17 protein-coding genes are annotated in these 15,730 nt (G+C 46.7%); 10 read left to right on the top strand and 7 right to left on the bottom strand.

Annotated features, from left to right (window positions below; all coding sequences use genetic code 11):
- Positions 1-63: 63 nt before the first annotated feature.
- The 5 genes from KNQ05_RS10330 to KNQ05_RS10310 all read left to right on the top strand — a co-directional run bounded on the left by KNQ05_RS10330 (position 64) and on the right by KNQ05_RS10310 (position 5,704).
- On the top strand, positions 64-2,442 hold the full coding sequence (locus KNQ05_RS10330; RefSeq protein ID WP_159173227.1) for an immune inhibitor A domain-containing protein: 2,379 nt from the start codon (positions 64-66) through the stop codon (positions 2,440-2,442).
- Between the two features lie 260 nt (positions 2,443-2,702).
- Positions 2,703-2,903 (top strand): cold-shock protein, encoded by a 201-nt coding sequence (locus tag KNQ05_RS10325; RefSeq protein WP_012371797.1) that lies wholly within the window; start codon positions 2,703-2,705, stop codon positions 2,901-2,903.
- Positions 2,904-3,024: 121 nt separating this feature from the next.
- Complete coding sequence (locus tag KNQ05_RS10320; RefSeq protein ID WP_214805301.1) at positions 3,025-3,990, top strand: ring-cleaving dioxygenase; 966 nt, start codon at positions 3,025-3,027, stop codon at positions 3,988-3,990.
- Between the two features lie 76 nt (positions 3,991-4,066).
- Positions 4,067-4,366 (top strand): DUF3817 domain-containing protein, encoded by a 300-nt coding sequence (locus tag KNQ05_RS10315; protein WP_088838201.1) that lies wholly within the window; start codon positions 4,067-4,069, stop codon positions 4,364-4,366.
- Positions 4,367-4,468: 102 nt separating this feature from the next.
- A complete protein-coding gene (locus tag KNQ05_RS10310; RefSeq protein ID WP_088838200.1) occupies positions 4,469-5,704 on the top strand; it encodes a DEAD/DEAH box helicase in 1,236 nt (411 codons plus the stop codon).
- 84 nt (positions 5,705-5,788) lie between these two features.
- On the opposite strand, the gene KNQ05_RS10305 is transcribed toward KNQ05_RS10310, so the two are convergent.
- The 3 genes from KNQ05_RS10305 to KNQ05_RS10295 form a co-directional block, all read right to left on the bottom strand.
- Entirely contained in the window at positions 5,789-6,196 is a 408-nt protein-coding gene (locus KNQ05_RS10305; RefSeq protein WP_088838199.1) for a DUF2231 domain-containing protein, read from the bottom strand.
- An 80-nt stretch (positions 6,197-6,276) separates the two neighbouring features.
- Entirely contained in the window at positions 6,277-7,443 is a 1,167-nt protein-coding gene (locus tag KNQ05_RS10300; RefSeq protein WP_214766346.1) for a sensor histidine kinase, read from the bottom strand.
- Positions 7,436-8,113 carry a response regulator transcription factor gene (locus KNQ05_RS10295; protein WP_214766348.1) on the bottom strand — a complete coding sequence of 226 codons (678 nt, stop codon included), beginning with the start codon at positions 8,111-8,113 and terminating at the stop codon, positions 7,436-7,438. The genes KNQ05_RS10300 and KNQ05_RS10295 overlap by 8 nt, the downstream gene beginning before the upstream one ends.
- Before the next feature lie 112 nt (positions 8,114-8,225).
- On the opposite strand from KNQ05_RS10295, the gene KNQ05_RS10290 reads away from it, so the two are divergent.
- The 3 genes from KNQ05_RS10290 to KNQ05_RS10280 are packed head-to-tail and all read left to right on the top strand — an operon-like array spanning position 8,226 to position 9,993.
- Positions 8,226-8,531: a hypothetical protein gene (locus KNQ05_RS10290; protein WP_214770178.1), complete on the top strand. Its 306-nt coding sequence runs from the start codon at positions 8,226-8,228 to the stop codon at positions 8,529-8,531.
- Between the two features lie 11 nt (positions 8,532-8,542).
- Positions 8,543-9,433: an FAD:protein FMN transferase gene (locus KNQ05_RS10285; protein ID WP_214766352.1), complete on the top strand. Its 891-nt coding sequence runs from the start codon at positions 8,543-8,545 to the stop codon at positions 9,431-9,433.
- Positions 9,421-9,993 carry a ferric reductase-like transmembrane domain-containing protein gene (locus KNQ05_RS10280; RefSeq protein WP_214766354.1) on the top strand — a complete coding sequence of 191 codons (573 nt, stop codon included), beginning with the start codon at positions 9,421-9,423 and terminating at the stop codon, positions 9,991-9,993. The genes KNQ05_RS10285 and KNQ05_RS10280 overlap by 13 nt, the downstream gene beginning before the upstream one ends.
- Before the next feature lie 17 nt (positions 9,994-10,010).
- Here KNQ05_RS10280 and KNQ05_RS10275 read toward each other — a convergent pair whose 3' ends face one another.
- From KNQ05_RS10275 to KNQ05_RS10260, 4 genes are all read right to left on the bottom strand, one after another.
- Positions 10,011-10,796, bottom strand: a complete 786-nt coding sequence (locus tag KNQ05_RS10275) for an alpha/beta hydrolase family protein (RefSeq protein ID WP_214805299.1) — start codon at positions 10,794-10,796, stop codon at positions 10,011-10,013.
- A gap of 941 nt (positions 10,797-11,737) precedes the next feature.
- Positions 11,738-13,294: an ABC-F family ATP-binding cassette domain-containing protein gene (locus KNQ05_RS10270; protein ID WP_214766358.1), complete on the bottom strand. Its 1,557-nt coding sequence runs from the start codon at positions 13,292-13,294 to the stop codon at positions 11,738-11,740.
- A gap of 35 nt (positions 13,295-13,329) precedes the next feature.
- Complete coding sequence (locus tag KNQ05_RS10265) at positions 13,330-13,503, bottom strand: hypothetical protein (protein WP_012371785.1); 174 nt, start codon at positions 13,501-13,503, stop codon at positions 13,330-13,332.
- A gap of 87 nt (positions 13,504-13,590) precedes the next feature.
- The gene (locus KNQ05_RS10260; RefSeq protein WP_214766360.1) at positions 13,591-14,037 is read right to left on the bottom strand and encodes a hypothetical protein; all 447 of its coding nucleotides are present in this window, start codon (positions 14,035-14,037) and stop codon (positions 13,591-13,593) included.
- A gap of 144 nt (positions 14,038-14,181) precedes the next feature.
- Between KNQ05_RS10260 and KNQ05_RS10255 the strand changes: the two genes are divergently transcribed.
- Both KNQ05_RS10255 and KNQ05_RS10250 read left to right on the top strand, forming a co-directional pair.
- The gene (locus tag KNQ05_RS10255) at positions 14,182-14,511 is read left to right on the top strand and encodes a hypothetical protein (RefSeq protein ID WP_029332046.1); all 330 of its coding nucleotides are present in this window, start codon (positions 14,182-14,184) and stop codon (positions 14,509-14,511) included.
- Positions 14,508-15,716, top strand: coding sequence for a glutathionylspermidine synthase family protein (locus KNQ05_RS10250; RefSeq protein WP_214805297.1), 1,209 nt, complete (start codon positions 14,508-14,510; stop codon positions 15,714-15,716). The genes KNQ05_RS10255 and KNQ05_RS10250 overlap by 4 nt, the downstream gene beginning before the upstream one ends.
- The last annotated feature ends 14 nt before the right edge of the window (positions 15,717-15,730 follow it).

Genomic DNA, 15,730 nt, shown 5'->3' with positions numbered 1-15,730 from the left:
TTGAATATTCAGAAAAGTATATTAAAAGTGTGCTTTTCACTACTACATAGGGGGTAAGTTCACGTGGGGAAAAAGAAACAGCTTAGCTTAGCCGTTTTATCTGGAATCACGGCAGCTGCATTCGCAGTTAGTCCGGTTTTACCTGGTGGGAAGGTAAAATCTGTTGATGCTGCTGAAAAAGCAGCAGTAGGAGCGCCGATGGACTTGAACACAGTCGATCAGGAACGTCTCTTAAAAGTATTGCAGGATCGTGGGGTCGTCTCAAAAGCATCATCTGCAGCTGAGAAACAAAAGGCTGTCCAAAAGTATTTGGATAAAAAGTCGAACGGTAAACCAGCAGCTGAACATGAGTCAGAAAAAGCGAAAGAATTCGATCAAAAAACAAAAGACTTTTTGACGAAACAAAAAGATCAACTCGCAAAACAGTTGAACAAGAAGCACGATAATTATAAAAAAGGTAAAAAAGATGGGTTTGTCAAAGTCGACAAAGCTAAACAAGCAAAATACAACGGTGATACACGGACAGATAAAGTCCTTGTTCTACTCGTTGAGTACAGTGACTTTAAGCATAACAATGTTGTGCAAGAAGATGGATACATGTATTCGAATGACTTCAACCAAAAGCATTATCAAGATTTAATGTTTGGTAATAAAGAGTTCGAACTCTTTAACGGAGACAAGGTCAAGACGTTTAAACAGTATTATGAAGAACAGTCAGGCGGAAGCTACACGGTTGATGGTAAGGTCTCGAACTGGTTAACAGTTCCAGGTACAGCCAAAGACTACGGTTCGGATAATCCAGCGGGCGGAAACGATAACCTTCCAGGCGCTAAGGGTCCACGTGGTCTCGTTAAAGATTCGTTGAATGCTGCAGTAAAATCAGGCATCAACTTAGCAGAGTACGATCAATTCGACCAATACGATATGGATGGAGACGGCGACTTGAACGAGCCGGACGGCCTCGTCGATCACTTGATGATCATCCATGCAGGAACAGGACAAGAAGCTGGGGGCGGAACGCTCGGAGATGACGCAATCTGGTCACACCGTTGGACACTCGGCAACGTATATCCTGTTGCTGACTCAGTAGCGAAAGTAAACTATTGGGGCGGTAAAATGGCTGCCTACGATTACACGGTTCAACCTGAAGACGGCGCGGTCGGTGTTTTCGCACACGAATTCGGTCATGACTTAGGTCTTCCAGATGAGTACGATACACAGTACACAGGTCAAGGCGAGCCGGTCGCATCATGGTCAATCATGAGTGGCGGTAGCTGGAACGGGAAAGTTGCCGGAACAGAACCAACAAGTTTCTCACCACAAAATAAAGAATTCTTCCAAAACGTGATGGGTGGAAACTGGGCGAATATCGAGACAATCGATTTTGATTCGTTATCAAAAGCAGGAACTGCTTCTTATATCGATCAAAGTGTTACAAAATCGAAAAACCCAGGAATCATCAAAGTAGACTTACCGAAAAAACCGGTCAAAGGAATTGCACCGGCGTTCGGTAAAAAATACTATTACAGCACAAAAGGAAACGATCTTCATACGTCAATGACGTCACCAGAATTCGATTTGACAGCTGCTAAAGCTGCTAAATTTGATTACAAAGCGTACTTTGATGTCGAGTTCGATTATGACTTCTTGACAGTTACAGCAACAGCTGGTGGAGTAGAAAAAGTCATCGACGTCATCGGTGACGAAGATACTGATGGTGATCAACGTGCTGAGTCTTCAAAAGGTGCATGGGTCGATAAATCATACGACCTCAGCGAATTTGCAGGCAAAAAAGTAACGCTTAAATTTGATTACACAGGTGATGCTGGTCTTGCACTCGACGGTTTCGCACTTGATAACGCGAAATTGACAGTCGACGGTAAAGTCGTCTTCGAAGATGATGCAGAAGGTACACCGAAGTTTAAACTCGACGGGTTCATCGCGTCTGACGGCTTCAGCTATGCTGACAATGCGTACTACCTCGAATGGCGTAACTACGCAGGCTCAGATAAAGCACTTGAGCATGCGCGTGGCGTGAAATACAACACAGGTCTCGTCGTTTGGTACGCAGATTCTAGCTTCACAGATAACTGGGTCGGTGTTCACCCGGGTGAAGGATTCCTCGGTGTCGTCGATTCACACCCTGAAGCAATCGTCGGTACGCTTAAAGGCAAGCCAGTCGTATCAGGTAGCACACGTTACCAAGTTGCGGATGCTGCATTCAGCTACGATAAAGCACCTTCTTGGTTGATCGATTCACCAACACGTGGTCTTTACGACTACAAAGGTCTCTCAGGTGTAACGAAATTCGATGATTCTAAATCGTATATCAACCAATTGATCCCGGATGCAGGGAAACTTCTTCCGAACAATGGTCTTAAAATTCAAGTCATCGGTGAAGCGAAAGATAACTCTGCTGGAGCTGTCTGGATCCACCGTTAAGAACAAAACAGATCTGGGAAACCAGGTCTGTTTTTCTTTTGAAAAGTGGAATCAATTGGAAAAAATATTGGTCAGACAACTTGACTTTTAAAGCGCATCCATACTATACTGACGTTAGCTTAATATTGTTATTGTCACTACTGATTCACATTGCGTCACGAACAATCTTTTCGTCGCTCCATGTATTTCGGGACAATAATGAATTTCTTTCATATGCATCGTCATATGTATTAAGTAATTTATTTTTGGAGGTTGTTCCCATGAACACAGGTAAAGTAAAATGGTTTAACGCAGAAAAAGGTTTCGGTTTCATCGAAGTTGAAGGCGGAGAAGACGTATTCGTACATTTCTCAGCAATCACTGGTGAAGGTTTCAAATCACTTGACGAAGGTCAAGAAGTTGAATTCGAAATCACTGAAGGCGCACGTGGAGCACAAGCTGCTAACGTCGTAAAACTTTAATTTCAACTATTCAATCGCTCTTCTTCGGAAGAGCGGTTTTTTTATTGTCTTAATATCTTGAATTTAAGATATCTGTGCGCTATGCTTTGCATATAATCAAATTCAAAAGGGAGTGGCAAAGATGGAATTACTCGGTATTCATCATGTTTCAATTTTGACCGGGATGGCGGAACGGAACTATCAATTTTACACGCAAGTCCTTGGAATGCGCTTAATTAAGAAAACAGTGAACCAAGACGACACGACGTCGTATCATTTATTTTATGGGGACGCGGAAGGAAATCCGGGGACTGATCTGACGTTCTTCGACATTCCGCATCTCGGAACAGGTGTACCTGGTGCATCGAGTATTTCTTCAACATCACTTCGCGTTAAGACAACGGCAGCACTCAAGTTTTGGGCACAGCGATTTGAGCAAAAAGAGATTGATCATGATTCAATCATCGAACGGGCAGGGCGACAAACGCTTGCCTTTCGTGACCAAGAAGGGACACGTTTGATTCTCGTCGCAGAAGATGGGGAACAAGGCGTCCCGGGTGGCGTACCTTGGAAACACGACGAGATTCCAGCAGAACATGCAATCGTCGGCTTAGGTGCCGTGACATTGACCGTTAACGACCCGGGACCAACAGCGCTCGTTTTGACGGAAGTCCTCGGTTTTAAAAAAATCGGCAGTTATCCGTCGCTTGCGGGTGAGTTTGCGGATATTGAAGTGTATGCAACGGGTCAAGGAGGAATCGGAGCCGAAGTCCACCTCGAAGCGCGACCGGATCTCGATCGAGAACGTCTTGGTCGCGGCGGTGTCCACCATGTCGCGTTCCGCGTACCGAACAGTGCGGAATATGATCTATGGGTCGAGCGTTTAAACCACTACCGTCTTCCGAACTCCGGAAAAGTTGATTGCCATTACTTTCAAGCCTTGTACTTCCGGGAACCGAATCATATTTTATTCGAGCTTTCGACGGATACACCGGGATTTGCGACAGATGAATCGATTGAGGAGTTAGGCGAGACACTCGCACTACCACCATTTTTAGAACCACAACGTGAGCAGATTGAAGCACGTCTTCGTCCACTCGAAATCTGACAATCCTGTGACACGGGTCACAGAGACGTCGACGTCCCGTATACTAAAAGAAAGAATCACGAAAAGGAGTGACGGGATGTTAAGAACTACGTTAGGTCAATTTCGGTTAATTGCGATTGTAGAGGGAATTTCATTTTTAGTATTGTTGCTGATTGCGATGCCGTTAAAATATATGGCAGGAATTCCTGAGGCGGTCTCGGTCGTTGGAGCCATGCACGGTGTGTTGTTTGTCATGTATGCGTTATGGCTTGTCGTCGTTAAATTTAAATACCGCTGGTCGTTTGTCAAAGCAGGTATCGCCTTTATCGCATCCTTCATTCCGTTTGGTACGTTTGTACTCGATCGAAAGCTAAAACAGGAAGCAACAAACGCGTAAATTGTGTATACTAGTAAAAGCACGGCTGTGGATAACTGTTTTTGTCTATGCGAAGCAGGTTATCCACAGCTTTTTTCTGTGGATAATTTTTAGGAGGATACTATGTCAACATTCGAAACATTAAACATTCAAGAATTGTGGATAAAAAAACTACAAAAGCAAGGCATCAAACAACCGACACCGATTCAAGAACAAGCTATTCCGCATTTGCTTGCGGGACGTGATTTAATAGGAAAAGCACAAACAGGTACAGGGAAGACACTTGCCTTCTTGTTACCGATTCTCGAGCAAATCGATTTAGAGAGTAAAACGGTTCAAGCATTGATTGTCGCACCGACACGTGAACTTGCGCGTCAGATTGCCGACGAAACACATAAGTTGATTCGGAATATGGAAGACATTCGGGCACTTGCTGTATACGGCGGACAAGATGTCTTTAAACAAATCCAACGTCTCGGACGGATGCCGCAAATCATCATCGGGACACCTGGACGAATTTTAGACCATGTCGGACGGGGAACACTCGATTTGAGCGCGCTGAAGACACTCGTCTTAGATGAAGCCGATCAGATGCTTCAAATTGGTTTCTTACCGGAAATCGAAGATATCATCGCAGCAGCACCGGTCGATCGTCAATTCGTCATGTTATCTGCGACGATGCCACCAAAAGTCGAGCAACTCGCGAAAACGTACCTTCGTGACCCGATTGAAATTCAAGTCGAAGCTGAAAAAGTAACGGTCGATGCGATTGAACAATTCGTCGTCGAAACGACGGATCGTCGTAAGCAAGCGACACTTCGGACGATGCTCGACGAAATGCGCCCGTATGCCGCAATCATTTTCTGTCGGACGCAACGTCGCGTAACGAAATTAAACGAAGAATTGCAAATGCAAGGGTATCCGACGGACGAGTTACACGGTGGATTGACGCAAGGAAAACGTGAAAAGGCGATGTCGAAGTTCTATCAAGGGAAAACACCATTCTTGATTGCGACCGATGTTGCGTCACGCGGACTGGATGTCACAGGTGTCACACACGTCTTCAACTATGACTTGCCGGACGATGCAGAAAGCTATGTCCACCGGATTGGGCGGACGGGACGTGCCGGGAACGACGGCGTCGCGATTTCGATCGTCACACCGAAAGACGGTCGGAGTTTCCGTGACATGGAACGCGAACTTGGGGTCGAAGTTACACCAATCGTCGTCGAATTGTCAGATGAAATGATTCGGGCACAGCATGACCAGAGTAAAGGCACGAAAAAGCCGACAACGGAAGGCCGTGGCAATACACGCCGGTCGAATAATCGTCGCCCAGGACGGACACACCGGAAGTAAGCAAATCAATCTACAGAAAAATCCCGTTTCCATTCATCGGAAATGGGATTTTTTATCGTTGAAGAGACGCTTTACTGGTCTGTGTTATTTATAGACCATCTGTCCGCCGAGATGACCGGCATAAGCAAGTAATCCACTACCAATCACAGCGACGATTAGACTGAAGATAAGAAGCATTTTTTTATTTGATCGATAATTGAAAATCAACAATACAAAGGAAATACCGAAAGCAATCAGACTGTAAAGCGCAAAGTGTTCATGATCTTCAATCGCAGCCCGTGTCGCATTGAACGTCGAACGGGCATAGTCTTTTGTCTCATCTCCGGATAGATACGCAGCGACCCCTGCGAGGAGACCGGTGAATAGGGTAATCAGAGCAAACAATTTCAATTGAACCCATTTTAAACTAAAGAATAATAGTAGTGTAGCGAACAGTAACAGACCGATTGGAGCATGGACGAGTAAGGGGTGGAGCGGAACACCGAATAGCATGATAAATCCTCCTTAAGTAATGAGTGTATGACTATTCATTACTTTACCCCTGCTACCTGATAGTTAGCTGACGGCTTTATTTAATGAGGGAAATGAATCGTAAACCGTGTTCCTTCATTTGGACTGGAGTCGACCTCGATGCTCGCGTTATGGGCATCAGCAATCGAGCTAGCGATTGCGAGGCCGAGACCGGTCCCTGTTCCGTGGCGAGCGTGGTCCCCGCGATAGAAGCGTTCGAAGATTTTTGCCTGATCACTTTTCGGGATACCGATTCCCTCATCAGCGATTGTCAGCTGAACTTCGCCAGGGGCTTTTGACAAGCGGACCTTGATTGGTCCGTCACTGTAGACGGAAGCATTTTCTAGAAAGACCATTAATAAGCGCGTCAATTGGTTAGCGTCCCCTTTAATTAAGAGGTTCGGTTCAATCTCGATTCGCAGTGTCCGGTTGGATAATGTATGGGCGAACCGTTCAGCGGTCTTTGAGACGAGCGTACTGAAATCAACGGATTGCAGGGTCATGGATTGACCCCCGCGGGCAAGCAACAGCAAGTCCGCGACGAGTAATTGCATCGAAGTCGTCTCGGCTTTCAAATCGTCGAGAATCGTCTGTCCCTCACGACTGAGCGGTTCAGCTTCAAGCAATTCGATTCCGCTATATAAAATCGTCAGCGGTGTGCGCAGTTCATGGGAGGCGTCCGACGTGAAGCGACGTTGCCGGTCGAAAGCTTGTTGGACGGGCTGGACGGCTCGACCGGCGAGAACATAACTGAGTCCCATCAAAATCAACGTCGATAAGACGGCGATTCCAGATAAGACAGCGATTAAACGTTGGAGTGTATCGCGTGTAGCGGACGTTTCTTTTAAAAGAACGATGGAGCCTTCGTTCGTGTCGCGTTTGTACAATAAAAAATGGTGATCCTCGACAGTCACTTTTTCAGTTTCTTGAGCAGAGGATACGAAACGCTGAACGGTCTCTTCCGTTAAATCATCCGGAAGACTCGAATACTGTTCTTCACCCGTTTCGTCCAGCACTTGAAAATAAATCGGATTAGGTGTCAAGCGATCTTCACCATGTTCGATTCGTTCGAAGACGTCACGGTTCGAGATGTTTTTTAATTGATTGAGCTCTGTCTGGTCGAGTAACCGTGCCGTCGTAAAATAGACGCCAACGAGTATGAGGATTAATAACAGTAAGAAGGTCCCACTGAATAAAAGGGTCAGCCGTTTTCGGATCACTTCAAGCATGGTGGTCACCAAGACGATACCCGAAACCGCGGACGGTCTTGATGAGTGGTGGAGCGCCAACCGCCTCTAATTTTTTACGGACGAGACGGACCAAGGCATCGAGAGCGTTGTCCGTAATGTCGGCACCAATTCCCCAGACGACTTCGATAATCAGTTCGCGACCCATCACTTGTTCCGGTCGACGTAATAAGAGTGATAGAAATTCAAATTCACGACGTGTCAATTCAAGTGGATGATGATTATAGGAAATCATTTGCGATGAAACATCGAGTTCAAGTCCTTGAAAAGATACCGTATCGACGAAGGCCTTTTTTTGTCGACGACTTAATGCGCGGAGACGGGCAAGCAATTCATTCGATTGAAACGGTTTGACGAGATAGTCGTCGGCACCACTATCGAGACCATGGACGAGGTCGATTTCTGTATCACGTGCCGTCAACATTAAAATACCACCTTCAAAACGATTTTTTCTAAGTTCAGCTGCGACCTCAACCCCACTTTTATGAGGCATCATCCAATCGAGAACAAGCAAATCGTAACGAAATGTCTGGCATTGATTGAGTGCATCGACACCATCGTGTGCGACATCGACTTGGTAGCCGGCACGTTCGAGATGGAGTCGAAGCATTTTTGCGAGCCGCTGATCGTCTTCTGCAATCAATACACGCATGAATTTTCCCCCCGCGTTCATTTTTTCTTATTATCCCATAGTTGCCGTCAGCTAGTTATCAGTTTTTAGCGCTACAGTAAAGATAACAACAAACGAGAGAGGATGAAGGAAGATGAAACCAAAGCCGTTTGCAAAATGGATGGTCGGTTTAAGTAGTACGGTGTTTATCGGTCTAGCGATTGGTCAATTAAGTGTCAGCTCAGATGGACAATCGACGACACCGGTCAGTACAGGGGATACGTATTCGAATGAAACGAATTTCCCGAGTCAACCGACGCAAGGGGATTCTTATGGTGACGAGGAGTCAGACGATGATGGCGGATATTATGATGATGATGAGGGATGGTCAGGAGAGGATTCTTCCGGATTCAGCCAGCCGAGCGGAAATAGCGACGGACGCTCGAGTCACTCGAAATAGGAGGTCAAGTGATGGAACGACAACTCTATTCGATGCATAATACGATTCGATTCGTGACGGAAAATCAGATTCCTGAAGAAGAATGGCAGGAGATTGAACGATTTTTCAGCTACGTTGATCGAGAGTGGTCACGGTTTGCTGAAGCGAGTGAAGTGAATCGGTTGAATCGCCTTCGAATCGGTGAAACCTTATCGATTTCGTTACCACTCGCTCGGTTACTAAAGCGTTCGATTCGTTATTTTGAACAGACGGAGCACTATTTTTCTCCGTTTCTTCTTGAACAACAACAGGCGAACGGATACCGGGATTCCTTTCCGTTTCACTATGCGACTGAGTCGGAGCGGGTTGGTCCCCCAGAGATTACACCCTTCATTCTCGAAGGACTTGAAGTGACACGTGTCGGTGGAGGAGCAATTGACTTAGGTGGAATCGGGAAAGGCGCAGCAGCAATGATGGTGGCGCAACGGCTTCGGAAAGAACGACGACGCGGATTGATTGAAGCTGGCGGTGATGTCGTCGTCTGGTCGGACGAAACACCATGGAAGATTGGCATTACACATCCGCATACAGACGAAGAAATCGCGGAAATCAGCCTTCGACAAGGGGCGATCGCAACCTCGAATCGAATTTATCGCTCCTGGCATGTCGGCGAACGGATAAATCATCACTTACTTGACGGTAAAACGGGGCGACCGATTGAGACACCGCTCATTCAAGTGACGGCTTCTGCTCCACAGCTGTATGAAGCAGAAGTAATGACGAAACTTGCTTTTCAGATGACAGAACAGGAACGGCAAGAGAAGTTATTCAAATGGTTTCCGAATGGACGATTATTGTTACTCGACGCGTCAGGTGAAATCATATCCGAGAAGAAAGGGGAGTGTGCACTATGGACTGGTTGAAATGGATGTTTTCGACCTGGACGATGATTCGTCTCAGTGGGCTAGCGGGTCACTTTTTGATGACATTATCCGTATTAGCTGGATTACTAGGCTCATTTCCGAATCTCCGAAAACAAAAAGCACGACTTCATAACATCCATCTCTATGGCGGATGGGCCGGACTGCTCGCGATTGTCCTCCACGCGACGTTGATTATCGTGGATACGTATGCACCGCTATCCATCCTCGAGATTTTGATACCGGGCAACGCTTCTTACGAACCACTGTGGAATGCCTTTGGGACAATCAGTCTTTATCTCTTCGGTTTTGTCCTGATCACGTCGGACTTCCTAAAAGAGACGCTCGGAAAAACCTTATGGAAATTAACGCACTGGCTTGTCTTACCGGCTTGGGGGTTGATGACGCTCCATGGTCTCTTCATCGGGACAGATACGGGAACGTTGTTTACGACAATCTGGTACGCGACTTCGACACTGACATTCATCGTACTGATTCTTTACCGGATGCGTCTGCGTCCTAAAACAAAAGTTCAAATAAAACCGGAATCCTCGACGTCTTAAGAGGATTCCGGTTTTATTCATTGTTGCTCGAGCCACTTCGTCCACGCGACAAAAGCGTCTTCCCGATTTTCGATGTAGTTGTGATCACTGTCGACGACCAGTTCTTCGAAATAACCGGCGTTTTGAAGGAGGTCGTGGTGGAGCGCTTTGACAGATGTTTCATCCCGTTCAGATGTGACGAGCAATGCCGAGCGGTTCTTTAGTTCTTCCTTGAGCGCAAGAAGGTTCCAACTCGCATGGTTAGCTTTTAACTCCTCGAGTAACGTGTCACCGTCAGTCGCTGTAAGGAAAGACGCACCGCGGCTGAGAACACCGCGTAAGGCGTCCTCGTGTTCCGGGTAGTCGAGGATCAGTTGACCGATTAGACCGAAGTTGAACGGAGAAATTCCGATGTAGTGTTTGATGTGCGGAACAGCAGCAAACGCGTGTAGACCAGCAAATCCACCCATGCTGTGACCGACAATCGTAATTTGGTCGCCGAGCACATCATGCTGTTCTATAAAGGTCGGAGAAGCGACGTGCTCCATGATCGCTGTCGCATCTTCCAGGACATGACGAAAACGGAACGCACCCGGGCTGCCGATGCTGCCGCGGTAAGAGGTCACGAGGACATGGTAGCCGATTTCTTGGAGACGGACCGCCCAGTCCATGTTCAATTGTTTCCCGGGAAACCCGTGGAAGAGGACGATTAACGGAGCGGGACCTGTACTTGCCGGAGAATATAGACGACAAAATAGCGCTTCGTTCCCTCCGCTCGGTATGGCAATTAAAGAAAGACTAGCTTTGTTCGTGATTGTTTCCATCTCATTCGCTCCTTTAAAAAGTTTCGTATGTTTCATAGTGTGATACAAGTTAGGAAGCAAAGCAATCGTTAAGTCTATGAACAAAAAATAAAGTAAGAAAAGAACGTTTTGCGCCCCGCCGTTTGAGAGCCGGGATAGGGGTGTGCTTGAAATCGACTAGCTTGTAGTCTGCCGCGCGTCTCCGCCTTGTCTCGTCTCCGAGCGGCGGGCGTTCACGCCGCTTCACTGCGTTGCAGGGTCGCGGACGCCCGCTTTTCGCTACGGAAGCGATCCAAGCCGGAATGCGCTTCAAGATATTCGCGTTACATGTCGTGCTTCTTAGGGAGAACTAAAAAAAGCTTTCTTTTTTTGTTGACTCCAGGTCAGAGATCTTCCGTTTCGAATTGCAGCATACTGATATAAAGAGGTGCGTAGTGTGCCGCGCGTTTCCACCTTGTCTCGTCTCCGAGCGGCGAGCGTCCACGCCGCTTCACTGCGTTGCAGGGTCGCGGACGCCCGCTTTTCGCTACGGAAGCGATCCAAGCCGGAATGCGCTTCAAGATATTCGCGTTACATGTCGTCCTTCTTAGGGAAATCTTAAAAAAGCTTCGCTTTTCCGTTGACTCCTACGGGATAAGGCGCGTTTTAACGCGCTGTCAGAGGCAGGCGAGACCCTGCTTCTTGTCCTTACGGGACAAGAAGCAACGGCTTGCGCCTCGCCCGAGGAAAGCAACGGAAAGGAAGAAGCTTTGAATCACTACCATTCGTCCAAAGGAGCTGACAAGTCATGCGCTTGAGAAAAGCAACGGAAAGGAAGAAGCTTTGAATCACTACCGTTCACCCAAAGGAGCTGACAAAATCCGCATTACTGCCATTCTCTTTTTCGATAAAAAACAAAAAGAGCCGCCCCAATCAACAGGGCGGCTCAAATCATCGTTCTTAAAAGAATAAGAGGGAATCAATCAAAAGACTTTTGTCGTCCATGATTCACAGTTCCATAAGTCAGTTGCGACTGCTTCATAAAATTCAGGTTCGTGTGAAATCAAGAGGACCGTTCCTTTATATTCTTGCAAGGCCCGTTTCAATTCCTCTTTCGCTTCGACGTCCAAGTGGTTCGTCGGCTCATCGAGAACCAGAATGTTTGATTCCGTGTTCATCAGCTTACAAAGACGGACTTTCGCCTTCTCTCCACCGCTGAGTACTTCGATTTTAGATTCGATGTGTTTTGTCATCAAACCACATTTCGCGAGCATCGCCCGGACTTGTTGTTGCGTCAAGGATGGGAACGTCCCCCAAATTTCTTCGATACACGTGTTCGAATTCTTCTCTTTGATTTCTTGTTCGAAATAGCCGATGTGCAAGTTTTCACCGCGATCGACCATCCCTGAAACAGCGGGGATTTCACCGAGTAAACTTTTCAGTAACGTCGACTTCCCGATTCCGTTCGCACCATGCAATGCGATTTTCTGCCCCCGTTCGATTGTTAAATCGAGCGGACGCGAGAGGGGTTCGTCGTAGCCGATGACAAGACCTTTTGCTTCGAACATCAGCTTGCTTGGTGTCCGAGCCGTCTGGAAATGGAATTCCGGTTGCGGACGTTCTTGTGCAAGCTCGATGACATCCATCTTGTCGAGTTTTTTCTGACGGGACATCGCCATGTTTCGTGTCGAGACACGCGCCTTGTTACGGGCGACGAAATCTTTAAGTTCAGAAATTTCTTGCTGTTGGCGCTTAAAGGCAGACTCCAGCTGTTTCTTTTTCGCTTCATGGACCGTCAAGAAATTATCATAGTCACCAACATAACGGCTCAAGCCTTGATTTTCCATATGGTAAATCAAGTTGATGACGCTGTTTAAGAATGGAATATCATGCGAAATCAAAATGAATGCATTCTCGTAATCGTTGAGATACCGTTTCAGCCATTCGATGTGTTGCACATCAAGATAGTTGGTCGGCTCATCCAGTAACAAGATATCTGGTTTTTCAAGTAAGAGCTTCGCAAGTAAGATTTTTGTACGCTGACCGCCACTTAATTCATGGACATCACGGTCTAAGCCGATTTCATCGAGACCAAGTCCGCGGGCGATTTCTTCGACTTTTGCGTCGATCGTATAAAAATCATTATTCGTTAAAATGTCTTGTAAGACACCGACTTCCTCAAGCATCTTTTCGAGTTCTTCGGGCTCGACTTCACCCATCTTCGCATACAGGTCATTGATTTCTTGTTCGATATCGAACAAGTATTGGAATGCCCCTTTTAGCGCATCACGAATCGATAAACCTTTCGCAAGGATGGCGTGCTGATCGAGATAACCGACACGAACGTGTTTCGCCCATTCGACTTTCCCTTCATCCGGTTCGAGCTGAGAAGTGATGATGTTCATGAAGGTTGATTTCCCTTCACCGTTTGCTCCGACGAGGCCGATGTGTTCACCCTTTAACAGGCGGAACGAGACATCTTCGAAAATCGCACGATCACCAAAGCCATGGCTTAAGTTTGATACCGTTAAAATACTCATAACTACTCCCTTATTTCATGAATTCAACGCTGTGATTAGACACCTGTACGTTTTTTCTGGTTGTTCGTCTTTTTCGTCTTCTGGCTCGTCATTTGTTTCGTTTCCGTTCCACGAAGACCAGTCGGACGTTTTGTTTGTGATTGTTTTTTTGCTTTCAATTGTTCAATCATCGCTTCTTGAAGTGATAATTTTTTTGGTTGTTCGCTCATGTGTGTTCACCTCGATTAATTCGTTCTTATCTTATAGTATGCCAAAAAAAACGCTTTTTGAAAACGAACTCTACTTAATTCATCCTTTTAACGGACAACCTGACCGAGATAAATGACATAACAATTCCGGTCGATGTCGATTTCGCAGCTGTCACGTTCAAAGGTTCCATGCTCTGGCACGGTCACCTTATCCTTAATTAAATAGCGCATCGCTTGGACGTGGTTCGGGACGGTCATCGTTTTGATAAGTGGTGATGTACTGCTTGGCATGTACCGGCGAAACTCGATGTGAATTTGATGAGGCGGATAAATCCGGTCCTCTGCATCGAGCGGAGAGGCTTCGACGTGATCGACGATCAGCTGATCGTACTCGCCCTCCATTTCGTTGGAGCGTAATTCATACAGTTGGCCTTCGATGATATGAAATTCACATAATTGATGAGCGATGATTTCATCCGGTTCGATTGCGAAACGACTGTATTGATAAATCGACTTATATTCATCTTGATCTTCGACATAATAAGCAAGTGACATCGTGATTCCTCCTTGTAACGGCATGATATGTTCTACTCGGACGATCAGAAAAAAGTTCCGGTACGACAAGGAAACTTTTTTAAGAGAAAAAGCGTATACTTAGAATAACAAATTGTTAAGAAAGGGGTATGAATCGTGAGATGGATGAAACAAGCATCACTTGCGGCGACGCTTTTGATTGGAACGACACTCAGTGGTTGCGGTGCAGACGATGCGCAAGCCGAACGTCCGGATGATCCGGATTGTGACGATTATGAATATGATAATGAAGAAGGCGTCTGGTATTGTGATGATGCAACATCGACCCATTCTGGTTTTTATTACTGGGGAGGCAGTTATTTTGCATCCCGTGCCCTGATGCATAGTGCGATGCGGACGAAAGGCTATACGCCGAAGTCGAACGCAGTCAAAAGTTATAATGCGAAGACAAAAGGATTCGGGACGGGATCGTCGTCTGGTTTCTTTGGCGGATGAGTGAACGAGAGGATTTATATGGTGACATTGAGTCGTTTTGGGATGAGTTGGATGGTGAAATCTATGCGTTGACTGATGTTTTAACGGTTTCGTCGCGGACGCTGGAGCGCTTGCGGGTAGCTGCCCGAGACGTGTATCTGATTTTTGAGAAAGTCGCACCGATTCTACGAACGATGGAAGACGATGCGTTACTCGAGCTCGGGTATCCAAAACAAGCACTTCCCTTTCTCCGTCTAGAGACGATGCGCCCCTTATCAATCATCAGTCGGCTCGACTTCATCGTGACGGATGATCGGATTTCCGTCATGGAGTGGAATGCCGATACGCCGACGTTCATTAAAGAATCGTTTGACGTCAATGACCGGATTGCGCAAAAACGCCACATGATGGCAGTGAACCCGGATGAAGCGGCGAAATTAGCGACAAGCATCCGTCGCGCCGTCGCAGCAGCGACACATCGAACGCAGCAACGCCCGCATGTCGTCTTTACGTCACATGGGGACAATATCGAGGATCGTCTGACGACAGAATACTTGCAAGGGTTCGTGGACGGGGCAGCGTATTGCCCGCTTAACGCCCTTGAAATTCGACCGGAAGATGGATTGTACGACCAGGACGGACGACGGATTGATATTTTATACCGTCAGACCTTTCCGATTGAAATGGCGCTTCTCGATCGCGATGACACGGGACGTGAACTCGGTGTCTTATTGTTACAACTCGTCGAACAAGGATTGCTCGAGATCATCAATCCACCATCGGCGTTTCTGATGCAAGCAAAGTCCGTTCTTGCAGTGATTTGGGCACTGCATGAAGCAGACCACGCTTATTTAACAGGACGTGATCATCAAATCATAGAACGTTATTTTTTACCAACGTATCTTGAACCAGATGTATTTCTTGAACAGCGACACGCCTTTGTCGAGAAACCGGTTTTTGGCAGAGAAGGTGATACGGTAACGATCTATCAAGCAGATGGTCGTATCCTGTTATCGAATGAACAGTGTTCCTTTAGTGACCAAGCATCGGTTTATCAACAGTATCAAGCATTGCCGACGCATGTACTTAGTAATGGAGTGGAAGTGGCCTATATGTTTGGCGTGTTCGTCCTCGGTGGTCGGGCAAGTGCGATTGCTGTCCGAGCAGGCGAACGAATCACCGGAAATCGTTCTTACTTTTTACCGATTGGGCGATTGCAAGATTGAGAGGAGGAGACAAG

Source organism: Exiguobacterium sp. s125, from assembly GCF_018618605.1.
GTDB classification, from domain to species: Bacteria; Bacillota; Bacilli; order Exiguobacteriales; family Exiguobacteriaceae; genus Exiguobacterium_A; species Exiguobacterium_A oxidotolerans.
The sequence above is the reverse complement of the archived record's forward strand: the minus strand, read 5'-3'. Positions and strand labels throughout refer to the sequence as shown.